Annotated in this window: 20 protein-coding genes and 1 tRNA gene; 10 read left to right on the top strand and 11 right to left on the bottom strand. The window is 39.8% G+C overall.

Going from position 1 to position 23,301, the window contains the following annotated elements; genetic code table 11:
* Positions 1 to 182: 182 nt before the first annotated feature.
* A complete protein-coding gene (locus FTU29_RS12925) occupies positions 183 to 800 on the bottom strand; it encodes a hypothetical protein (RefSeq protein WP_180122253.1) in 618 nt (205 codons plus the stop codon).
* A 357-nt stretch (positions 801 to 1,157) separates the two neighbouring features.
* Here FTU29_RS12925 and FTU29_RS12920 point away from each other — a divergent pair, with 357 nt between their 5' ends.
* Entirely contained in the window at positions 1,158 to 1,859 is a 702-nt protein-coding gene (locus FTU29_RS12920) for a DUF4145 domain-containing protein (protein ID WP_180122251.1), read from the top strand.
* A gap of 51 nt (positions 1,860 to 1,910) precedes the next feature.
* Here FTU29_RS12920 and gatB read toward each other — a convergent pair whose 3' ends face one another.
* From gatB to gatC, 3 genes are read right to left on the bottom strand one after another with little or no spacing between them, the layout of a single operon-like run.
* Positions 1,911 to 3,386: an Asp-tRNA(Asn)/Glu-tRNA(Gln) amidotransferase subunit GatB gene (gene gatB / locus FTU29_RS12915; RefSeq protein WP_180122249.1), complete on the bottom strand. Its 1,476-nt coding sequence runs from the start codon at positions 3,384 to 3,386 to the stop codon at positions 1,911 to 1,913.
* Positions 3,386 to 4,864, bottom strand: a complete 1,479-nt coding sequence (gatA, locus tag FTU29_RS12910; RefSeq protein WP_180007421.1) for an Asp-tRNA(Asn)/Glu-tRNA(Gln) amidotransferase subunit GatA — start codon at positions 4,862 to 4,864, stop codon at positions 3,386 to 3,388. The genes gatB and gatA overlap by 1 nt, the downstream gene beginning before the upstream one ends.
* Positions 4,865 to 4,915: 51 nt before the next feature.
* Positions 4,916 to 5,230, bottom strand: coding sequence for an Asp-tRNA(Asn)/Glu-tRNA(Gln) amidotransferase subunit GatC (gene gatC / locus FTU29_RS12905; protein WP_078189985.1), 315 nt, complete (start codon positions 5,228 to 5,230; stop codon positions 4,916 to 4,918).
* 133 nt (positions 5,231 to 5,363) lie between these two features.
* Between gatC and FTU29_RS12900 the strand changes: the two genes are divergently transcribed.
* The 6 genes from FTU29_RS12900 to FTU29_RS12875 all read left to right on the top strand — a co-directional run bounded on the left by FTU29_RS12900 (position 5,364) and on the right by FTU29_RS12875 (position 10,129).
* Positions 5,364 to 6,410, top strand: a complete 1,047-nt coding sequence (locus tag FTU29_RS12900; RefSeq protein ID WP_086178633.1) for a rod shape-determining protein — start codon at positions 5,364 to 5,366, stop codon at positions 6,408 to 6,410.
* 16 nt (positions 6,411 to 6,426) lie between these two features.
* The gene (gene mreC, locus FTU29_RS12895) at positions 6,427 to 7,284 is read left to right on the top strand and encodes a rod shape-determining protein MreC (protein ID WP_078189984.1); all 858 of its coding nucleotides are present in this window, start codon (positions 6,427 to 6,429) and stop codon (positions 7,282 to 7,284) included.
* On the top strand, positions 7,271 to 7,762 hold the full coding sequence (gene mreD / locus FTU29_RS12890) for a rod shape-determining protein MreD (RefSeq protein WP_078193057.1): 492 nt from the start codon (positions 7,271 to 7,273) through the stop codon (positions 7,760 to 7,762). Before mreC ends, mreD begins: the two co-directional genes overlap by 14 nt.
* Positions 7,750 to 8,316 carry a Maf-like protein gene (locus FTU29_RS12885; RefSeq protein WP_180040412.1) on the top strand — a complete coding sequence of 189 codons (567 nt, stop codon included), beginning with the start codon at positions 7,750 to 7,752 and terminating at the stop codon, positions 8,314 to 8,316. The genes mreD and FTU29_RS12885 overlap by 13 nt, the downstream gene beginning before the upstream one ends.
* 42 nt (positions 8,317 to 8,358) lie before the next feature.
* Entirely contained in the window at positions 8,359 to 9,813 is a 1,455-nt protein-coding gene (gene rng / locus FTU29_RS12880; protein ID WP_180108048.1) for a ribonuclease G, read from the top strand.
* A gap of 142 nt (positions 9,814 to 9,955) precedes the next feature.
* Positions 9,956 to 10,129, top strand: a complete 174-nt coding sequence (locus tag FTU29_RS12875) for a PA1571 family protein (RefSeq protein WP_168379036.1) — start codon at positions 9,956 to 9,958, stop codon at positions 10,127 to 10,129.
* 313 nt (positions 10,130 to 10,442) lie between these two features.
* On the opposite strand, the gene FTU29_RS12870 is transcribed toward FTU29_RS12875, so the two are convergent.
* The gene (locus FTU29_RS12870) at positions 10,443 to 11,822 is read right to left on the bottom strand and encodes a wax ester/triacylglycerol synthase family O-acyltransferase (RefSeq protein WP_180007423.1); all 1,380 of its coding nucleotides are present in this window, start codon (positions 11,820 to 11,822) and stop codon (positions 10,443 to 10,445) included.
* Between the two features lie 166 nt (positions 11,823 to 11,988).
* Positions 11,989 to 12,723, bottom strand: coding sequence for a phosphoadenylyl-sulfate reductase (locus FTU29_RS12865; RefSeq protein WP_168379034.1), 735 nt, complete (start codon positions 12,721 to 12,723; stop codon positions 11,989 to 11,991).
* Positions 12,724 to 12,922: 199 nt separating this feature from the next.
* Between FTU29_RS12865 and thrH the strand changes: the two genes are divergently transcribed.
* Entirely contained in the window at positions 12,923 to 13,540 is a 618-nt protein-coding gene (gene thrH / locus FTU29_RS12860) for a bifunctional phosphoserine phosphatase/homoserine phosphotransferase ThrH (protein WP_078189978.1), read from the top strand.
* 73 nt (positions 13,541 to 13,613) lie between these two features.
* Here thrH and FTU29_RS12855 read toward each other — a convergent pair whose 3' ends face one another.
* From FTU29_RS12855 to FTU29_RS12835, 5 genes are all read right to left on the bottom strand, one after another.
* A complete protein-coding gene (locus FTU29_RS12855) occupies positions 13,614 to 14,990 on the bottom strand; it encodes an OmpP1/FadL family transporter (RefSeq protein WP_180024054.1) in 1,377 nt (458 codons plus the stop codon).
* Between the two features lie 374 nt (positions 14,991 to 15,364).
* Entirely contained in the window at positions 15,365 to 16,585 is a 1,221-nt protein-coding gene (locus FTU29_RS12850; RefSeq protein WP_180122247.1) for an OmpP1/FadL family transporter, read from the bottom strand.
* A 305-nt stretch (positions 16,586 to 16,890) separates the two neighbouring features.
* Positions 16,891 to 18,432, bottom strand: coding sequence for an outer membrane protein transport protein (locus FTU29_RS12845; protein WP_180077302.1), 1,542 nt, complete (start codon positions 18,430 to 18,432; stop codon positions 16,891 to 16,893).
* A 549-nt stretch (positions 18,433 to 18,981) separates the two neighbouring features.
* Positions 18,982 to 19,054, bottom strand: a tRNA-Arg gene (locus FTU29_RS12840).
* A 73-nt stretch (positions 19,055 to 19,127) separates the two neighbouring features.
* Positions 19,128 to 20,516 carry an amino acid permease gene (locus FTU29_RS12835; protein WP_111885597.1) on the bottom strand — a complete coding sequence of 463 codons (1,389 nt, stop codon included), beginning with the start codon at positions 20,514 to 20,516 and terminating at the stop codon, positions 19,128 to 19,130.
* Between the two features lie 330 nt (positions 20,517 to 20,846).
* Between FTU29_RS12835 and prpF the strand changes: the two genes are divergently transcribed.
* Together prpF and FTU29_RS12825 are read left to right on the top strand one after the other, a co-directional pair.
* Positions 20,847 to 22,037 carry a 2-methylaconitate cis-trans isomerase PrpF gene (gene prpF / locus FTU29_RS12830; protein ID WP_180122245.1) on the top strand — a complete coding sequence of 397 codons (1,191 nt, stop codon included), beginning with the start codon at positions 20,847 to 20,849 and terminating at the stop codon, positions 22,035 to 22,037.
* 207 nt (positions 22,038 to 22,244) lie between these two features.
* On the top strand, positions 22,245 to 23,222 hold the full coding sequence (locus FTU29_RS12825; protein ID WP_180122244.1) for a GGDEF domain-containing protein: 978 nt from the start codon (positions 22,245 to 22,247) through the stop codon (positions 23,220 to 23,222).
* The last annotated feature ends 79 nt before the right edge of the window (positions 23,223 to 23,301 follow it).

Below are 23,301 nucleotides of genomic sequence, written 5' to 3'. Positions count from 1 at the left end.
CTAGCTGTTATCAATTATTAATGACTTTAGTGTTTTTCACAAAGTTTTAAAAAGTTAAATATTTACCTCTCCCTTGCGCAGCACTGCTGCTTATCTCCTAAAAGGAGAGGGGGGATATCCAAAAAATCGTTTAAGTATTTATTCACTTTGAAAGCTCCCTCTCCCATTGGGAGAGGGATAAATCACAGCAAATCAGGATAAAATTTTTCATAGTCTAGATTTGGTTCATGCGTTACTTTCAGCTTGCCTTTAGATCCTGTGACATAGCTATTGATCTCTTTAAGTGGTTTCTCATGCCAACCGATATTGAATGCACAAAACGTATTTTCTTTTTTAAAAAATTCTAGATGACTGTATGGCAAGTGATTGTGAATCCAATATGCAATCTGTTTCCAATTATTTGGGTCTTTTTCAATTAAATCGATGAGTGAGGGAATGATAATACACGCCGTTGCACCGTAGCCTTTTGCGTCAGGATAGTCCCAAATATGGCTTGCAAAGTTTTTTTCATTACTCGCGCAGTTATGTCCTTTTTCGTTGCCAAGTTGGTTGACGCTTGGTGAGCGATAAGCGGAGCGAATGGCAATACGTCCAAACTTTTCTTGTAGAGGTTCGAGCAGTTGTTGGCAGAGTTCTGTGCCTGTTCGAATGGCAATGTCAGGATGGTCGGGGAAGTTTGGTACACCGTACCAATTGGCAATTTCGCTATAGAGGAAATCACGCATAAAAAAAGACTTTGACAGTTGAATAAGTCCTAAGGCTTCGAGTTTGGCGATGGATGATACTTTTTTGATGGTCATGTTGTTTTTGGTGTGAAGTATTTGGATTGATTGTATGGTTAAAAATATGAAAATTAAATATTTACTTCTCCATAACCCTCTTTTTAAAAGTGAGGGAATTTCTATTGCAGAACCTATAACGGTATTAAATTAGTAATGGATGCTCCTTCTCCCATTGGGAGAAGGCGGGGATGAGGGGGGGATAAGTCCTAAGTCTTTGAGTTTGACGATGGAAAATATTTAGTAGGCGTTTATGTATTTAGTGGTAATTATTTAAAGAAAAATTTCTTTAAATTTTTCAAAGTAATAATAGTTTTAAAACTTACAGATTTGTATGTAAACTTGTTAAATAAAGAAAAACTAATGTTAGTATAAGTTATGAAAATACCAGAACAATCTAAAACTATTCTTGATCAAAATAGTTTCAAATGTCCTCATTGTGGGGCTTTTTCACATATGAAGTGGGAAAATTTATTTTTTATTTCATATGATGAAAATGGTTTAGAACACAATATTCCAACTAGAGTTCATCAAGCAAACTGTGCATCATGTAGTCAAAATAATATTTGGTATAATCAAAAAGTTGGAAGCAATTTTCTTAGTCTTATTCCAAGACCTAGTCAGGACTCCGACTTAGTGAGATTATTTCCAATACAAGAAATAAGCAATCAAGATATTCCTGATTATTCACCTGATATGCCAAATGATGTAAAGGTATTATATAAAGAAGCGGCTTTGATCTTTGAATTGTCACCACGTTCTGGTGCCGCTCTTATACGTTTGGCTTTGGAAAAATTATGCGAGCATTTAGGTGTTAAAAAGAAGAATATTAAAGAGTCAATTGAAGAGTTGGCAAAACAACAAATTATTCCATTAAGAGTTGCACAAGCTGCTGATAATATTAGATTGATTGGAAATGCAAATGTACATCCAGGGATTATTGGTGATGAAGTTTTAGAAGATATTAATCCTGCTATTTTTACTTATATTAATTTAATAGTGGATTATGCTATTACAAAACCAAAGGAAATTGATGAAATTAACTCCTTATTTCCAGAACAAAAAAGAGCTTCATTATAAGTATAAAAAACCCGCTCTAAAGCGGGTTTTTTATTTCAAAATCAATTGGTATTAACCAATCAATTTCTTCATTAATTCATTTACTTGTGCAGGGTTGGCTTTACCTTTCGCTGCTTTCATTACTTGACCAACTAAACCGTTGAAAGCTTTCTCTTTACCAGATTTATACTCTTCAACCATCTTCTCGTTAGCAGCAAGTACGTCTTTAATAATCGCTTCAATCGCGCCTGTATCAGTTTCCTGTTTCAAGCCTTTTTCAGCAATAATCTCGTCCGCAGTTTTGCCTTCTTCCCACATAAAGCCGAACACTTGCTTTGCAATCTTACCGTTAATGGTGTTGTCCACAATACGCGCGATCATACCGCCAAGTTTTTCAGCAGATACAGGAGAGTCATGAAGCTCGAAGCCCGCTTTGTTTAAAGCACCTGAGAATTCGCCCATCACCCAGTTTGCAGCCACTTTACCTTGAGCATTACCACCGGCAGCTTTCACGACATCTTCGTAGAACTCTGACATTTCACGAGTCAGTGTCAGAACGTGAGCATCGTACTCAGTCACACCAAAGTCAGCTACGAAACGTGCACGACGTGCGGCAGGAAGCTCAGGCATGGTTGCCTTAATTGCTTCGATTTGTTCGTCTACAATGATCACAGGCAACAAGTCAGGGTCTGGGAAGTAGCGGTAATCGTTCGCTTCTTCTTTAGAACGCATTGAACGTGTTTCCATCTTCACAGGGTCGAATAAACGTGTTTCTTGGTCAATGGTGCCATCCCATTCTAGGATTTCCATTTGACGTTCAATTTCTACGTTAATCGCTTGTTCAATGAAGCGGAATGAGTTGAGGTTTTTCAACTCGCAGCGTGTACCAAACGGTTGACCCGGACGACGTAAAGACACGTTACAGTCTGCACGGAACGAACCTTCTGCCATGTTGCCGTCAGAAATACCTAACCAACGTACAAGGGTGTGAATCGCTTTAATATAAGCAACCGCTTCTTCAACCGAACGCATATCAGGTTCAGATACGATTTCAAGCAGTGGCGTACCTGCACGGTTTAAATCGATACCAGATTGACCTTCAAATTGGTCATGGATTGATTTACCTGCATCTTCCTCAAGGTGAGCACGGGTTACGCCAATGCGCTTTACAGTGCCATCTTCAAGTTGAATGTCGATATGACCCAAGCCCACAATCGGGTTGTCCATTTGGCTGATTTGGTAGCCTTTTGGAGAGTCAGGGTAGAAATAGTTTTTACGTGCAAATACAGACGCTTGGTCGATATAAGCATCGATACCCAAACCAAAGCGAATCGCAAGATCGACCACTTCTTTGTTGAGTACAGGCAATACGCCCGGCATTGCCAAATCTACAAGGCTCGCTTGTGTATTTGGGTCTTGACCAAATGTGGTAGATGAACCTGAGAAAATTTTGGTATTGGTTGCAAGCTGAGTGTGAATCTCGATACCAATAACGACTTCCCAACCATCAATCAGGTTAGATTTTGGTTTAGCAGCGTTCTTAGCCATTATGCATTCTCCTCAGCAATTGCAGCGCGTTGTGTATGCCAATCGGTTGCTTGTTGGTACTGATGCACCACAGACAACAATTGAGATTCTGACCAGTAGTTACCAATCAGCTGCAAGCCAACAGGCAAGTTGTCTTTGTCAAAACCAACAGGCGCGTTAATCGCAGGCAGACCTGCCAAGTTCACAGCGATGGTGTAGATGTCGCCTAAGTACATTTCTACAGGAGACAGGTTTGCACCAATCTTATACGCCGTAGTCGGTGCAGCAGGAGCCGCAATCACGTCTACAGACTCAAATGCTTTTAAGAAGTCTTGTTGAATTAAACGACGTACTTTTTGTGCTTTCACATAATAAGCATCGTAGTAACCCGCAGACAGCGCGTAAGTACCAATCAAGATACGTTGCTGCACTTCTTTACCAAAACCTTCTGAACGTGAACGTTTGTACAAGTCCATTAAGTCCACAGGATTTTCACAGCGGTAACCATAACGTACACCATCAAAACGCTGTAAGTTTGAAGATGCTTCAGCAGGAGCAATCAGGTAATACGTTGGAACATAGGCATCAGTCATGGTCAAATCAATCTCAACCAAGATTGCGCCCATTTCTTCTAACTTTTTCAACGATTCTTCAACACGTGCTTTCACGTCTGCATCTAAACCAGCAACATTGAAGTATTGCTTCGGAATACCGATGCGTAAGCCTTTTACCGATGTACCGTTCAGGTTCGCCACGTAGTTATCGACGTCTTTTTCAACCGAAGTTGAATCTTTCGCATCATGACCTGCCATCACGTTCATGAGGTAAGCACAGTCTTCAGCCGAACGTGCCATCGGGCCGCCTTGGTCTAAAGATGATGCATACGCAATCATACCGAAACGTGAAACACGACCGTAAGTCGGTTTAAGGCCAGTCAAACCGCAGAATGATGCAGGCTGACGGATTGAACCGCCTGTATCTGTGCCTGTTGCGAACGGAGCAAGATCAGCAGCTACCGCAGCAGCAGAACCGCCTGAAGAACCACCCGGAACATGGTTTAAGTTCCAAGGGTTTGCTGTTGCGCCATAAAATGAATTTTCAGAGGTTGAACCCATGGCGAATTCATCCATGTTCACTTTACCTAAAGTGACAAGGCCCGCAGCTTTACCTTTCGCTACAACGGTCGCGTCGTAAGGAGAGATAAAATTGTCCAGCATTTTAGAACCAGCAGTGGTTTTAATGCCTTGGGTACAGAAAATATCTTTATGTGCAATTGGTACACCAGTCAACGCAGTTGCATTGCCTGCTTTAATTGCAGCATCAGCCGCATCTGCTTGCGCAAGTGCTTGTTCAGCTGTCACGGTCACGTATGACTTGACTTGAGCATCGATTTTTTCAATGCGTTTTAAATAGTGTTCGGTCAATTCGCGTGAAGAAAATTTAGCGCCAGCCAAACCTTCAGACAATTCACGAATTGATAAGCGATGTAAATCTGTCATGAGAAATATTTCTTTACGTTTAATTTGAAAAAATGTTGATCTGAATAAAAATTACTCAATCACACGCGGAACAAGGTACAAGCCATCCTGTACGGCAGGAGCAACTGCTTGATATGCTTCGCGATGATTGGTCTCAGATACCACGTCTTCACGTAAGGGCTGTGGATTGTCGAATGGACTTTTTAGTGGTTCAACACCGTCAGTATCGATGCCTTTCAGGGTTTCCATCATGCCTAAAATTTTATTTAAACTTTGAGCATAGTCAGCAGATTGCGCTTCATCTAGCGACAATCGAGCCAGATGGGCAATCGCTGAAACTGTTTGTGCATTTAGATCTGCAGAATGCTGTGCATCCGATGTAGACATAACATTACCTAATCAGTATTAAAAAAATTCAAAATATCGTGGCTTATAATAAGCGATTGACTTGTTCAAATCATCACATTTAGTTAAAGTTGCCACCTTGCGTCCATATAAAAGTTTAACTGAGAACGTCCCCGTGATTCTAAAACGACTAATTGGCTTGTTTTCGCCGGATCTTGCCATTGATTTAGGCACTGCAAATACACTTATCTATGCGCCAGGACGAGGCATTATATTAAATGAACCGACGGTGGTGGCAATTCGCCACAGTGGTTCACAAAAAATCGTTGCCGCAGTAGGTCTTGACGCGAAGCAAATGCTAGGTCGTACACCTGCAAATATTTCTGCGATTCGCCCAATGAAAGATGGTGTGATTGCAGATTTTGAAGTCACTGAAACGATGTTGAATCAATTCATTGGCAAAGTGCACGAAAAACGTTTGTTCCCACCTGCACCGCGTGTCGTGGTGTGTGTGCCATGTAAATCGACGTTGGTGGAACGCCGTGCAATCCGTGAAGCTGTATACAATGCAGGTGCACGTGAAGTTCGCTTAATTGAAGAGCCAATGGCTGCTGCAATTGGTGCAGGTATGCCTGTTGAGCAAGCTTGTGGTTCGATGGTTGTCGATGTTGGTGGTGGTACAACTGAAATCGCGATCATTTCACTTCAAGGTTGTGTCTATGCAGACTCACTACGTATCGGTGGTGATGTATTTGATGAACAAATCATTAACTACGTGCGTAAAGCACATGGTTGTGTGATTGGTGAAACCACTGCAGAAAACATCAAAAAAGAAGTTGGTATGGCGCTTCCAGAAGAAGGTGCAAAACCTTTGGAAATCGAAGTCCGTGGTCGTAACTTGGCTGAAGGTGTACCTCGTGCGATTACCGTAACTTCTGATGAAGTGACTCAAGCGATTTCTGATCCACTGCAAAACATTGTGGCTGCGGTTAAATCTGCACTAGAGCAAACGCCACCTGAGTTGTCTTCAGACATCGCAGAACGCGGTATTGTGTTGACTGGTGGCGGTGCATTACTTCGCAATCTTGATAAGCTTCTTGCAAAAGAAACAGGTCTTCCTGTCGTAGTTGCAGAAGATCCACTATCATGTGTTACACGTGGTGGCGGTAAGGTTCTCGAATTCTTCGATAACCCTAATCATGACATGTTATTTGTAGGCTAAGAAAAGGACTCGGCGGGTGCAAACGCAACTGTTTTCAAGACAACCGCCATCTTTTCGCTCATTTATCATTGCGGTGATTACATGCTTGGTGGTGCTTTTCTTTGATTGGCGCATGCCACATGTAATTCAACCGGCCAGAGACGTCTTGTATGCGGCATATAATCCAATTTATGCACTAGCAAGCTATCCAGTGTTATCGCGAGAATGGCTGAATCAACAAACCAAGTCTGAAGCTCAATTACGTCGTGAAAATACCGCGATGCAAGCAGAGTTAATTCAGGCTCAAGTCCGTTTACAGAAACTTTCTGAACTTTCTGCTGAAAATACTCGACTGCGTGGACTGCTCGATACGCCACTCATCATTGATGGTCGTATGGAGATTGCCGAAGTCATTGGTACTGATGCTGATCCCTTACGTCATATTATTGTGATTAACCGTGGAGCCAGCAGTCAGCTTAAAGTGGGACAAACTGTACTCGATGACAAGGGTATTATGGGGCAAATTATCAATGTTTACCCGCATAGTAGCCGTGTCATGTTGCTCTCAGACAAAGAGCACTCTTTATCCGTGCGGATGGAGCATACCGGTATGCGCGCAATCGTTACGGGTACAGGTGACTTAGGTCGACTTAAGATGGAATACGTGCCAACCAGTGCCAATATCAAAGTCGGTGAAAAAGTCTATAGCTCAGGGCTAGGGGCACATTTCCCAGCAGGATATTTGGTGGGGACAGTGTCGAAAGTCAGTCGTCACAATAGCGGTGAATTTGCCCAAATTGATATCAATCCTGCTGCCCAATTGGCAGGTGGTCATCATGTGGTTGTGCTATTTTCCGATTCTTTAGCGATGGAGCAACCGCATGTCACTCGCTAAGCTTAGTCGTCATACAGAGCGCGACCCATTATTTCCGATTATTATTTCCATCATTTTGGCATCCGTGCTGATGGTGTATCCGCTTTCTTATGACCTATCGGGTTGGCGCCCATTATTCATGATGATGATCATGTTATTTTGGGTACTCTGTCAGCCGACATGGTGCGGTGTTTGGTTTGCATTTGCCACAGGTCTCTTTACCGACTTATTGACTGATGCGCCTTTTGGCATGAACGCACTGAGTTTTGTGGTCATTGCATTTGTGACACGCTTTTTAACCCGTGAACGTCGTATCCTCACATTTGGTAATTTATGGATTATTGCTGCAATGGCAATTTTCGCGCATTTACTGTTTGTGTGGATTGTTCAAGTGATGGGTGGGGCACAGTTTTCGTTTGCTCGCCATTGGCAGCCAATTGTAACTAGCTTACTCATTTGGCCAATCATGTATTACTTCCTAAGAAAATGGCGCATATAATTTTAGCTTCGAGTTCTCCTCGACGACGCGAACTATTGCAACAATTAGGTCTGGAATTTGACATTTTCAGTCCAGATATTGATGAGTCCGTGTTGGAAGGAGAACCTGTAGCGGATTATGTAGAGCGTTTAGCTCGTGCCAAAGCTTGCGCAGTACAACAACAATTCCCTGATGCTATCGTTATTGCCGCCGATACCAGTTTAGGCGTAGATGAGCACATTTTAGGAAAACCAGCGTCGAAAGCACATGCTTTTTCTATGTGGGAAATGATCTCTGGACGAAAACATGATGTGTTTTCAGGTGTTTGTGTCAGTACAAAAGATCAAATATACAGTATAGTAGTACGTACACAGGTTGAATTTCAAACGCTGAGTCTAGCTGACATGGAAAGCTACTGGGCAACAGGTGAACCAATCGGCAAGGCGGGAGCCTACGCCATCCAAGGAATTGCTGCGCGCTATATTCCTTGTATTGAAGGGAGCTACAGCAATGTCGTTGGGCTGCCTTTGCATGAAACCGTACAGTTATTACAGACAGTTAAGGCATTAAATTAACTGCTGCAACACAAGAATTTTTATAATGTTTTGAGTTTTGATATGTCTGACGAGTTGTTGATTAATGTCACACCGATGGAATGTCGTGTGGCGTTGATTCAAAACGGTACGGTCAATGAATTATTTGTTGAACGCACTGTGAAGCGTGGGTTAGTGGGCAATATTTATAAAGGGAAAGTTGTTCGCGTGCTTCCGGGTATGCAGGCTGCTTTTATTGATATTGGATTGTCAAGAACGGCTTTTTTACATATCAATGATATGGTCTGGCAGCGCAATCAACCGACCCCGAACGTTTTTGAGCTGTTACAACCGGGGCAAGTACTCACCGTACAAGTGATGAAAGATATGTTGGGTACCAAAGGTGCACGACTATCAACTGATCTTTCTATTCCTTCCCGTTACCTCGTTTTAATGCCATATGGCAGTCATACCGGTGTTTCACAGCGCATTGAGTCTGAAGAAGAACGTGATCGCTTGCGTAGCATGATTGAACACATTCAAAAGGAACACAATTTACCGGGTTCAGTCATCGTTCGTACTGCTGCCGAAGGTATTCCTGAATGTGAAATTGCGCAGGACATGGCTTATTTAGCAAAACTGTGGGAATACATTCAACGTAAACAACGCAGTATTGTTGTGCCTTCATTGATTTTTGAAGAGCTACCTTTACCGCAACGCGTCATCCGTGATTTGGCCAATGAAGATACGTCTAAAATTCAGGTCGATTCACGCGAAGTACATGGCAAATTGCAAGAGTTTGTCCAAGAATTTGTACCAAGTATGCAAAATCGCTTATTGCATTATCCGGGTGAGCGTCCAATTTTTGACTTGTACAATGTCGAAGAAGATATTCAGAAAGCTTTACAGACACGTGTCGCACTTAAGTCTGGCGGCTATCTGATGATCGATCAAACTGAAGCGATGACTACAATTGATGTCAATACGGGCTCCTATGTCGGTGGCCGTTCGCTTGAAGACACTGTGTTTAAAACCAATATGGAAGCCACACAGGTCATCGCACGTCAGCTCCGTCTACGTAACTTGGGCGGGATTATCATTATTGACTTCATTGATATGCAAGAAGCACATCATCGTGAAGAAGTGATGAGCCAGTTTGAGAAAATGCTTGAGCGCGATCATGCAAAAACAAAGATCACTCAAGTGTCTGAGCTGGGTTTGGTGGAAATGACGCGTAAACGCACCCGTGAATCTTTGGAGCATCTCCTTTGTGATTCTTGCCCGACTTGTCAGGGGCGCGGTTATGTGAAAACGGCTGAAACAGTTTGCTATGAAATTTTCCGTGAAATCTTGAGATATGCACGAGCTTATGAGTCACAAAGTGGTTTTACCGTGGTGGCACATCCGTCGGTGATTGACCGATTGTTAACTGCTGAAGCGCCTGCAGTGGCTGATTTAGAGCACTTTATTAGCCGTGTGATCAAGTTCCAAGTGGAAAATTTATATACGCAAGAGCAATACGATATCATTCTGAGCTGAAATTGTAACAGAATATCGTTAAACACTTGTTACAACTGAGATTTTACTTTTGAACTGTTATTTTGAATACTAGACACATCAAATAGCCAAAGCCGTTTTCCCGTAATGAACTTGAAAATGGCTTAGCAAAAAGAGGTGTATTATGGGTGTTAGTAAAACAGTAATGAAAAGTGGTCTTAAAACTGTCGTTGAAGCAAAAGCGATCCATTCAGGTTATATCGTGGATGAGCGTGGTAATGAAGTTCAAATTACAGCGTCTATGATTCGCTCTGCTTGTCATCAGTTACTTAAACAGTGCCGAGCAATTAAAGCTTAAATATTGAAATATAAATAATAATGTAATCCAGAGGGTTAAAGTGCTAACGCGCGATTCTAAATTTTTTAATGCGCTAAAATTTTATAAAGAATGGAAAATAAATTTAATTATCAGTGTGTATCTACAAGTCGTAATTAAACAATAACAACGGATTTGTTCACCTAAATTTTAGCTTATACACATAAATTACTCCAAAAAATTAATCAAAGTTCAAATACTAAAAAAACCGTCTAGATTGTTTAATTTAGACGGGTTTTTAATTTTTGATGGTTCAATCTGCTGATGAACTGATACTAAGTTGTGAAGCAGGCGGTTAGCTAACCGCCTGTAACTTTGGGGAATCTTGATTCACAATAGCTTCAAATCGTTGAATTTCTTCTTCCAAATGCGACAGTAAATTTTGCATTTTTGGCAGTGCATTACGACATGCAGTTAGACCCACTTCAAGCTTATCTAAATAGCTAGTCATAGTGATATTAAGCGCTTGACCATCTAACACTATGGAAGCAGGGTAGAGCGCTTCTAAGCGTGCACCATTCCAATATAACGGCTCTTGTGGGCCGGGAACATTTGAAATCACCAAGTTAAAGGCTTGACGTTTTGGCATAAAGCCTGATGCAATATTTAAACCTGCTGCACTGTAGACAAAAGCACTGTAGTTTAAAATTTGATTCGAGTTCATGCGCTTAAAGCGTTCTTTGGCATTGAGCACACTACGACGCACAATCTTCAACCGTTCTAGAGGATCTTCTTTATGGGTTCCTAGGTTTGCCAAAATCATAGTAATACGGTTAGACATATCTGAATCATCGGTACGAACAGATGCAGGCACCATGGCAATCAATGGCTTTTTAGGTAAAGCATTTTGTGTAATTAAATACTCACGTAATGCACCTGAACAAATTGCGAGCACAATATCGTTAATTGTTACACCAAGTGACTTGGCAATATGTGACAAACGTGAAAATTCAAAAGACTGAGCAGCGAAACGACGTGAAGAACTAACCCGTTGGTTTAATATTGAACTCGGCGCTTGGAAACTAGATACATAATCTGGGTTACGCCCCATATCTTTCATTACAGTTTGTGACAGTTCATATAAAACTCGTGGAGTTGAGTCAAGTTGTCCCTTAATGGTCGATAACAGACCTTTTATACGACTGACTTTAGGCTGCTTCAGGCGTTTTGCACGAGGGCCTTCCACACACCATGGCGGTACAATACTTTTAGCATCTGGGTCATGCGAAAGTGATTTTTCAACTAAACGCATACCTGCAATGCCATCGACCATCGCGTGGTGGATTTTGAAGTACATGGCAAAACGATTGCCTTCAATGCCTTCAATAATATGGCAAGTCCAAAGTGGTTTTGCGCGGTCAATCAGCGCACTGTGTTCTTGAGAAATATAAGTCAAAAGTTCACGAATACGACCGGGATGCGGCAGTGCGATATGGCGGAAGTGATGATCTAAATCAAACTCTTCGTCTTCATCCCAAAAGAAGCCATTGAGTTTATTGTTAAAAGGAGGAATAGGAATGGATTTTGAATTACGAATATCTGCGACTAAATCTTGAATAAAAGTATCAGGTGCATTGTCAGGGATCTGAAATAAAAATAGGCCACCTACGTGCATCGGTTGTTGCCGTTTCTCTAAATTTAAGAATATGAAATCAATAGGATGTAATGGACGCATAGCGTTGATTGCCTCACTGCAATTTCTACAGCTGCTCATGTATGAGTAGCATTGTTAGAATTATTAAATTGTCATTTGCAGTATAGCGTTTTTACGTTGAAATGATACGGAATTATGTGTATCGATGCGTTGAAAAAACCACTGTTGTGCAGTGGTTTTGTGCTCTTTATTTTTTCATGTTGCCTGCGTGTAAGCCGCATTCTTTATGGGTTGCATCTTCCCACCACCAGCGACCTTCACGTTCGTGTTGATTCGGTAAAACAGGTCGAGTACATGGTTCACAGCCAATCGAGATAAAGCCACGTTCGTGTAGTGGATTATATGGAATTTCCATTAGACGGATATAGTTCCATACATCAGCGCTAGACCAGTTTGCCAAAGGATTGTATTTAATTAATTGCTTGCCCGGACCTGAAAAACCTGGGTCAGCTTGTACCACTGGAATTTCATTACGTGTACCAGGGCTTTGGTCCTTACGTTGACCAGTGATCCACCCATCTAAAGTGGCTAGTTTTTTACGCAAAGGTTGTACTTTGCGGATACCACAGCATTCTTTATGTTCATCTTGATAAAAGCTAAAAAAGCCCTTTTCTGTCACCAGTTTTTGTACGGCATCACTTTCTGGGAAACAGATTTCGATATCAATTTTATAATGTTTACGGACAGTATCTAAAAATTGGTAAGTTTCAGGGTGTAAGCGACCGGTATCTAAACTAAATACACGAAATGGAATCCCTAAGTTCGATGCAAGATCTATCAGTACAACATCTTCTGCACCAGAAAAGGAAATCGCAACTTCACCTTGCTGGCTTAGCGCAAGTTTCATAATCTCAGAAGGTGATTTATCTGCATATTCGGATGCAAGTGCATCGACAAGGTCAATAGTAGGGATGGTAGTCATGAATGTCCTGGCTATAGGCTTGGAACGTTAAAACCTATATTAATTTATTTCAGAACTATTTTAATGGAAATGCTAAAACACACTTATCACTAAAAAATAGATACTTATGAAAAAAATAGATTTAAAAAAGAACAATGCATTTTTTTATTCTTCCGCTATGATATTGAAAATTTTTTTCACTTAACAGAGGGTAGAGTGCATGGAAGTCGTTTGTTTAGATCTAGAAGGGGTTTTAGTACCTGAAATTTGGATTAATTTTGCGAAAAAAACAGGCATTAAAGAACTTGAAGCAACGACTCGTGACATTCCAGATTACGATGTGTTGATGACTCAACGTTTAAATATCCTAAAACAACACGGTTTGGGTTTAAACGATATTCAAGACGTAATCGCAGATATGGGGCCATTTGAAGGTGCAAAAGAGTTTGTGGAGTGGGTACGTACTCATTTTCAATTGATTATTCTTTCAGATACCTTCTATGAGTTTGCACATCCATTAATGCAACAACTTGGTTGGCCAACGATTTTCTGTCACAAGTTAGAAACTGATGAAAATGGCATGATTAGCGCTTATAAGCTTCGTCAACCTGATCAAAAACGTAAAGCCGTTCAAGCATTACATGGATTGAACTTCCGAGTGATTGCAGCAGGTGATTCTTATAACGATACGACGATGCTCGGTGAAGCAGATGCGGGTTTCTTATTTGATGCGCCTGACAATGTGATTGCGGAGTTTCCACAGTTCCCACCAATTCATGGCTATGCAGCACTAAAAGAAGCCATTCGTAATGCTTCAGTGCGTGATATTCCAGCTTAATTCTGAATAGCAAATTATAGAAAAGGGCGCTTATAGCGCCCTTTCTTGTTTAATCCAAAGTTTTTAAAGCAACTTAGAAACGGTAACCAATTTTCAAGCTATAACCAATTGCATCGTTATCTTCAAAGTTTGCAGCATATTCATCTGTACCGAAATGACTTGCAACTTGTGATTTTGCATCACCTAGCCAGAAGTACTTAACACCGGCTTGTACAAATGTTTGTGGTGTTGGACTAAATTGTCCACCTAAACCGAGGCTCCAATAACCCTCTGTTGGGCCAAGAGTCGATACAGGGTTACCAGCCCCAGAGTCCCAACCAACCATGACTGTGCCAGCCCATTGTTCATTAAACTTACGTCCGACACCCACATTCGCCGAAATTTGATCCTTCTCGTAGGCAACTAAATCAAAGCCACGTGGGTCACCAATTACTTTGTTTGTTAGAGCAGATGCTAATTGACCAAATTTATTTGGGCGTATTTTAAATTCCGACCAATCTACCCAACGCAATTGAGCAAATGCTACTGTATTGGCCATAATCCCCGTTTGAAAATCTAAATTTACAGACTGTGGTGTGGTTACATCAGTTTTACCCTCTTTAAATTCATAACCATCTACCATAGGTTTAATACCACCTAAGCCGCCCATCAGGGAGTTAGCTGGCATAACTTCATCAGGAGTTACACTATGCTCAATCTCCGAGCGGTAAGTAACTGATGCTTTAAGTGCAATTTCCGGTATTTGAAAAGCAAAGCCAGCAAGCCAACCAACAGAAGAATCTTCTGCTATACGAGCTTCATAACCATTAAATTTATCTTTAGTACCTTGAATTGTGGAATTCAAACTGCAAGCGCTAATCGGACAGTTAACTCCTCCAAATGGACCATAAGCAGAACCACGTAAAGTCACATCACCTTTAACTGTCTGATAAACTGGACCTGCATAAATATTCCAATTTTCATTTGGTTGATATCCAAAAATAAATGATAAATTTTGTGTATTTACATCAACGGATGTTGCTTCATCTCCGACAGTAAATGCGCCAACTTCATTGGTTTTGAGTGAAACACTATCGGTTTGACGTTTATCATTCGTTGAATATTTTGCTTTAGCACCAAAAGGCTGGTCGTAAATTAATCCAAATGAAACATTATCTGTCATTTGTACTTTTAATGCAGCATTGTAGAAATGATAGCTCTCTGCCATATCACCAAGTTCAGTACCTTGAATTGATTTTGCTGTATTTGCACCACCACCTGTAACTGTATAATTATCTTTTAATTTGCCAGAAACATCGGCATCTAAAACTGAAATCCCTGCTTCAAAATAATTACCCGGTTGTAAAAATGCAGAAATTGACTGCCCAGAGCGATCCATTGCTGCTGCAAAAGCCCCTGTCATTGGTACGCTGGCAAATAAAATGGCACTTGTTAATGCTTTTAAGTTCATTTTTCTACTTTCCTAGTATAAAAAACGCGTCAATGCGTTAATAAAAATATGAGATATGTAAATTATTTTTAATCATATCCATGTGCGAAAAATATCATAAATAAAAAAAGAGTAAAGACTCTAAAATTGAACTAATAGTATAAAAAAGTCATTGTTTTTATTTATTTTAGAGTTAAAACTTTAAAATATTTATTTAAGTTACTGTTATACAAATAAATACTTTTAAATTAAATATTAAAGTTTTTATAGTTTGTTTGGCTAAAAAACGCTCTATATATTGCTTAATAAATATAATAAATTGTGAAATACATCATATGTTGAATATAAAAAAGCCCCAAAATGGGGCTTTTTTATATTACAAAATATAACTTGTATTAGAAGCTGTACCCGACATTTAAACCATAAGCAATTGCGTGGTTATCTGCGAATGTGCCTGCAGGGGTATGTGCGCCCGTTACAGCATCTGCATCACCCAACCAGAAATATTTTATACCAGCACCGATGAAGTAATTTGTAGCAGGAGAGAAGCGTACACCTGTACCAATATTCCAATAACCTTCAGTTGGACCTAATGTTGTCACAGGGTTGCCTGCTCCAGAGTCCCAACCGATAGATACATTTGCAGCCCAACGATCTGTAAATTTACGACCAACACCAATGTTTGCAGAAATTTGATCATCTTTATAATCAATTAAGTTAAAACCATTTGGCTTAGTTGGAACCATACCAGATTGACCGAGTGTTTCACTAAGTTTTCCAAACTTGTAAGGTTGTACTTTAAATTTTGACCAATCTACCCAACGTACATTTGCAAATGCAACAGTGTTTTCCATAATACCTGTTTGGAAATCAATATTTACAGACTGTGGAGTCGTTAGCTCAGTTTCACCTTTTGCAGAGTTTATAACAGTCATTGCACCATTTAAAGCGTCATTTCCAGTCATTCCTGCAGCATTAAAACGCTCATAGGCATTCATTTCATGATCAATTTCAGAGCGATAAGTTACAGAGGCTTTAAGCGCAATTTCTGGAATTTGATATGCAACACCCGCTAACCAACCAACGGATTCATCTTCACCTGTTCTAAAATCATATCCATTAAAAGCAGAATATGTTTTACCACGTAGAAGTACTGTGCCATCTACTGTTTGATATACAGCACCTGCATATACGTTCCAGTTCTCATTGGGTTGATAGCCCACCAATAAACTTAGATTTTGTGTATCTACAACAACAGATGTATTTCCTTGAAAAGGCAATGGACGGTTTTCAACAAAGTTATTTTGGCCAGAATATTCTGCATCTGCACCAAAGGGTTGGTCGTAGATTAAACCTACTGAAATTTTATCTGTGGCTTGGATTTTAAGTGCTGCATGAGGAAAATAATAATCACCCGCCATATCTGAAGCACTGTTTTTATCAGTGTCTTGTCCTGATACATTTGGATCTAGAATTGAAATACCAGCTTCTGCATAGTTACCAGGTTGTAAGAATGCAGAAATTGATTGGCCTGAACGGTCTAAACCACCAGCAATCGCTGTAGTTGCAGGCATTAAACTGATGATGATGGCTTTTGTAAGACTGTTGAGTTGCATACATTATCCCTGTTTGTAACTTTTGATGTTATTTCAATGTGTGGAAAGTAACATAAATAGAAAAACAGTAAATAAGAGTTGCTACTCTAAAAATGAACTGTATAAGTTAAAAAATAAGCAATGCTAGAGTAATTATTCTATAAGGTGTTATTTATGTTTATGATTTATAAATAAAAAAATAGAGTATTTAACTTAATGTTTATCTTTGAACTTAAAAAATTCAAATGCTCAATCTATGAACATTTGAATTAAATTATTTTTACAATAGTAGATTGGATATATTTCCAATCTACTAATACCGAGAATTAGAAGCGGTAACCGATTTTTAAACCGTATGCCCAAGCATCGTTATCCTCAAATTCACCAACAATACGGCTATCTTCACCAAATTGAGCAGCTGTTTGAGATTTTGCATCACCGAGCATGAAGTATTTCACGCCACCAGCAATGAAGTAATTCGGTGCTGGACTAAATTGTAAACCTAAGCCGACATTCCAGTAACCTTCAGTAGGGCCAAGTGTTGATACAGGGTTACCAGCGCCTGAGTCCCAACCTACGGATACGTTACCAGCCCATTGTTCACTAAGTTTGCGACCAACACCAACTGTTGCAGAAATTTGGTCTTCAGAATATTCAACTAAGTTAAAGCCGTTCGGACGGTTAACTGCTGGTAATTGTCCAACTGCTTCAGACATTAAACCAAATTGGTATGGACGAATTGCGAAATTTGACCATTCAACCCAACGCACGTTTGCAAATGCAACGGTGTCAGCCATGATACCAGATTGGAAATCAAGGTTTACAGACTGAGGTGTAGTAATCGTCGAAGTGCCCTTAGCTCCAACTACATCTGCAGGGTTTTGACCAAGTAGCGTTAACGCGCCAGCAGTTGGAATTGTTTCGCGAATTGTCGTTTCATGGTCAATTTCAGAACGATATGTTAAAGAAGCTTTAAGTGCAATTTCTGGAATTTGGTAAGCAACACCTGCCAACCAACCAAGATCACCAGTTTCTTTAATGTTTGAGTCATAGCCATTAAAAATGCTATAGCCTTGACCACGTAGGCTTACGCTACCTTTAACCGTTTGATAAACAGGACCAGCATAGATATTCCAATTTGGCGTAGGTTGGAAGCCAAAAACAAAAGCTAAGTTCTGAGTGTCTACAGAAACTTTTGTATTTCCTTGGCCTAGAGCAACACCTGCATTATCTAAACGTTGTTGTAATTGCTGTTGACCTTGAATAAATGCCCCAGCTTCAACTTGTGGACGTACTGCAGCAGCAGCTGTATCAACATTACCACCTGCTTGAGTGATAATACCTGTCACTGTTGCTTGTAAAGTAGCATTATAAGCTGGGTTAGTTGGAGACATACCTTGTTGTGCAAGCAAGCCTTGCGCTGCTAAACCTACAATTTGTGTACTTGTAAGTTGATTTAAAGTTTGAGTAACTTCATTTCGAACCATGCTGTCTAATAGTGGTTGAGGTAATACCGTGTCAGAAGCTTGTGAAACAAAAGCATTGTTACCTTTATATTCAGCAGCGGCACCAAATGGTTGGTCATATAGAAGACCGAATGAAAACTTATCAGTTAATTGTAGTTTTAATGCGGCTGAAGGGAAGTAATAATCATCAGCCATGTCTTCAATATTACGACGTGTAGCTGTTTCACCAGCTTCTTTACCAGATACTGTCGGGTCTAGAACTGAAATACCTGCTTCAAAATAATTTCCTGGTTGTAAGAATGCAGACATAGATTGGCCTGAACGGTCCATTGCTGCTGCAAAAGCACCTGTCATTGGAACTGAAGCAAGAATCATGGCTGTAGCTAAAGTTTTTAATTTCATTCTTCGTCATTCCTTGAGATACGAATTTGATTTTTATGGTTACTGCAAATATTCGTTATGGAAAACTTTTTAATACTCTTGGGCTTAATTGTTACTCCATGTGACAAAAATAGCACAATTAAAATAAGAGTAAATGCTCTAGATTAAAAAATATGATTGAAAAACGAACTATTTAGAGTAAATGTACTAATTAATACATATAACATTTTGATTATTATTTAATATTTTTAGTTACTGCATTATTTTCTAAACCTAAAAATAATTGAAAATATTTTGATATGGGCAGTCATAAATTGATTTTTTGGCCTTATAGACCACACCATTTGTCATTTTTTGCATTGACAAATAGATGGTTAGGGAGTTTAAAAAGTGCTATTCAATTCTTCTTAAAAACAAACTCTCAAGAGTAATATCAGTAAAAACAAAGATTAAGTTAAAAAATTCAGAGATGAATTTTGAATTTGTAATTTAGATTTAAGAATTCTGAATTTAGTTTTATTGATAAATGTGAGTTGAAAAAATCAGAGAGGTGAGGTGTCCAAAAAATTGTGCGCTCTGCGGGACTCGAACCCACGTCGGTCGCTTAGGAGGCAACTGCTCTATCCAGTTAAGCTAAGAGCGCAAGACGGAGGCTAATGTACTCCTATTTTAGCTAAAAAAAAAGTTATTGCCGAAACAATAACTTTTTAAATTACTTAGTCTTTATGAACTTCATTGGGGTCAATGTCGCTCAAATCTTTAGGATTAAGATAGTTAAACATTAATAACATGACTGTAATCCAAACAGGGATCATCAGAACAGATTCCATAAAGCCCTGAGTCCACATAATAAATAGAACTAAAGCAATAAAGATCAGAACGATGTAGTTGCTGACTGGTGCCCAAAGTGCAGGATATGAGGTTTTAAAATTCAAAATACGTTTTGCACGACGGAACTGTAAGTGAGTCATGGTAATCATCGCCCAGTTCAGGACAAGCGCACCAACAACAACATACATTAAGTGACCAAGTGCATCTTCAGGTACGAAGTAGTTTAAGAGTACACAGCCGAAAATCAATACTGCAGAAAGTAATACTGCTGGAATTGGCACGCCACTTTTGTTAGTTTTTGCGAAAACTTTTGGGGCATTACCTTGTTTTGCCAAGCTATAAAGCATACGGCTATTGGCATACATACCGCTGTTATAAACAGACAGTGCTGCAGTTAGGATAATGAAGTTCAGTAAATGTGCAGCCCAATCAATACCCAGTTGGCTAAAGATCATCACAAATGGACTTTTGTCTAGACCACCTAGTTCAAGCTGATTCCATGGCACAAGTGACAATAGAATAGTCAAAGAACCCACGTAGAAAATCAAAATACGAAATACAACTTGGTTAATCGCTTTTGGAATAGTTTCTTTTGGATTTTCAGCTTCCGCTGCCGCCATACCAATCAGTTCAATACCACCGAAGGCGAACATCAAGAAAGCTAGCATGAAGAATAAGCCTTCAAAACCATTTGGGAAGAAGCCGCCCTGACTCCATAAGTTGGTAAATGATGCTGTTGAATTGGCATCTGCAGTCAGTAGCAAATACAAACCAAATACGATCATCGAAATAACCGCAGTGACTTTAATAATCGACAGCCAAAACTCAGACTCACCATAAAACTTCACATTACCTAAGTTTACTAAAGTAATGATCACGAAGAAGAATAGTACAGATGCCCACGCTGGAATATGAGGCCACCAGTAGTTGATGTATTTCGCAACAGCGGTGAGTTCTGTCATTGCCACTAAAATATAGAGAATCCAGTAGTTCCAACCTGTTAAGAAACCTGGAAATTTCCCCCAATATTTATATGCAAAATGGCTAAATGAACCTGCTACAGGTTCATGGACGATCATTTCACCCAACTGACGCATAATTAGAAAGGCGATCAGACCGCCAATGGCGTAGCCGAGAATAATGGATGGTCCAGCAGATTGAATCACATGCGCTGAGCCCAAGAATAAGCCTGTACCAATTGCACCACCCATGGCAATCAATTGAATATGACGATTCTTTAAGCCACGCTTGAGTTCGGAGGAATTGGTAGTCAAGTTACTCTTCCCGAGAATGGTTTAATTTTGGTAATTGTAATGTATAGAGAATGAATAGCCTAGTAGCTCAAAATTTATGAAAAATATTTATATATTTAATAACCTATTTTTCGTTTTAAATGCTGAATTAAAAATTTATGAATCAATAGATTAATTTTATTTTAATTGAAATTTTTATACTTGGCTTTATATGGAAAAGGTATCGAATGTTGTTTTTTTATACTTAAGTCATGTGATTGTTAAAACTTCAATTAAACATTGTATGATGCAAAAGCGCAGAAAAGAACGCTCTGCCAAAACACAATGATAAAGATTAAGGATTCAATAAAAATGAGTTTTGCTCCCCAAATTAAGATTCCAGCGACTTATATGCGCGGTGGTACTAGTAAAGGTGTATTTTTCAAGCTAGATGATTTGCCGCTTGCAGCACAACAAGCTGGAAAAGTTCGCGACCAACTTTTATTACGTGTGATTGGCAGTCCAGATCCTTATGGTAAACAAATTGATGGGATGGGGGGAGCGACATCAAGTACCAGTAAAACCGTGATTTTGGCAAAAAGTTCACAGCCTGAGCATGATGTAGATTATCTATTTGGACAAGTGTCGATTGATAAAGCATTTGTCGACTGGAGTGGTAACTGCGGAAACTTAACGGCAGCGGTTGGTGCATTTGCCATTTCAAATGGTTTGGTTGAAGCATCACGTATTCCTGAAAATGGTTTGTGTACGGTTCGTATTTGGCAAGCCAATATTCAAAAAACCATTATTGCGCATGTACCTATTACTGATGGTGCAGTACAAGAAACTGGTGATTTTGAACTAGATGGTGTGACCTTCCCAGCAGCCGAAGTTCGAATTGAATTTTTAGACCCCGCAGATGATGGTGAAGATGGCGGCGCTATGTTCCCTACAGGGAATTTGGTTGATACCTTAACCGTACCCGATGAAGGCAGTTTCCCTGCAACATTTATTAATGCAGGTATTCCAACCATTTTCTTAAATGCAGAAGATATTGGTTATGTCGGCACTGAACTGCAAGATGCGATCAACGGTGATGCCAAGGCATTGGCCCGTTTTGAAAAAATCCGTGCTTATGGTGCGCAGAAAATGGGTTTGATTTCAGATATTGCTGAAGCAGAGCAACGTCAACATACACCAAAGATTGCATTTGTTTCAAAGCCGAAAGCCTATAAATCTTCGAGTTCTAAACATATTTCAGAACAAGATACGGACTTATTGGTTCGTGCCTTATCAATGGGGAAACTGCATCATGCCATGATGGGTACAGCGGCAGTTGCCATTGGTACAGCTGCGGCGATACCGGGGACGCTTGTGAACTTAGCCGCGGGTGGTGGGGAGCGAGAAGCTGTGCGTTTTGGACATCCATCTGGGACGCTACGTGTAGGTGCGCAAGCAATTTATGAAAATGGTCAGTGGGTCGTTAAAAAAGCCGTGATGAGCCGAAGTGCGCGTGTCTTAATGGAAGGCTGGGTGCGTATTCCTGGGGATAGTTTAGATTAAGCATTTAACATCGAATTAGAAATCAGCCTCTGCTTTGCAGGGGCTTTTTTTTTGCCTTTATCTTTTATATGAATAAGCAAATCATGAATTGGTATATATTTTTATATAATATGAACTGCATTTAATATTAGAAAGTTTCTGTGATTTATGTCAGATTAATTTTGTTAGCATTTTGCGTAGCTTTACCCTGAAAAAAGTAGCGAAACCATGCTTAAAAAAGACTTAATAAAATCGGACCTACCTACTGAACAATTGGCTGTATTAGAAGCGTTGCCAATGCCTGCTGCGTTATTTTCTGCGACAGCTGAGCTGATATGCGCCAATCAAATATTTAAACATCGATTTCAGTCAGACTTACAAGAGATCGTATTAAATCACGTGTCTGTGATGCAGCAAAAGACCAAAGCCACAAGTTCTGAGTTTGATTTACGCTGTTTAGAGAACGATAGCATTGAACCCTTTATGTATAGTGAAAATGAACGGCACTATTGGTTCACGCTCAAACCTAAGTTTCAACAAAGTGGCGATTTGGAACATGTGTTGTTGTGCTGTGCGGACATTACAAATTTAAAGCAATTCGAATTATCGTTGTTGAAACATAACCAACAACTCGAACAACAAGTTTATTTTGATTATCTGACAGGGATAAAAAATCGACGTGGATTTGATTTAGACCTTTCTCAGTGGCAAAAAAGCTTCGTGGTTGAACAAGCCAATGAAATTTGTTTGATGATGCTCGACTTAGACAATTTTAAGCAAATCAATGATATCTACGGTCATGCATTTGGCGATGAAGTTTTAAGAAAAAGTGCGCAGCTTTTAAGGATGCAAATTAGTCAACATGCAGATGCACAAATATATCGCATGGGTGGGGAAGAGTTTGCAATGATTTTGCCACGCACATCTATATCGACTGCATGTTCGATTGCACAACAATGTTGTGAGCAAATCTATGCTTCTTCTATGAATTATGCAGATAAAGCTCTACAACTGAGTATCTCATGCGGAGTGGCCTTGTGGGATGGAACAGAGTCATTTTTTGAAACATTGGCACGTGCTGATCAGGCTTTGTATCAAGCCAAGAAAGGCTCGAAAAATTGTACTTGTTTTAATGATGGACAAAATGTGGCGCTATTTGAGGAAACGACATTTAAAAAACCATCAGATTGTGGGAAAAACACATAGATTTAGGCCGTAACATAGAGAAAGATTTGAGAAAGCAGTATGATGCAACAGGTCAAAATTGACAGAAAACATTGGCAGT

Source organism: Acinetobacter sp. YH12086 (assembly GCF_013419345.1).
In the GTDB taxonomy this organism is placed as follows: domain Bacteria; phylum Pseudomonadota; class Gammaproteobacteria; order Pseudomonadales; family Moraxellaceae; genus Acinetobacter; species Acinetobacter amyesii.
The sequence above is the reverse complement of the archived record's forward strand: the minus strand, read 5'-3'. Positions and strand labels throughout refer to the sequence as shown.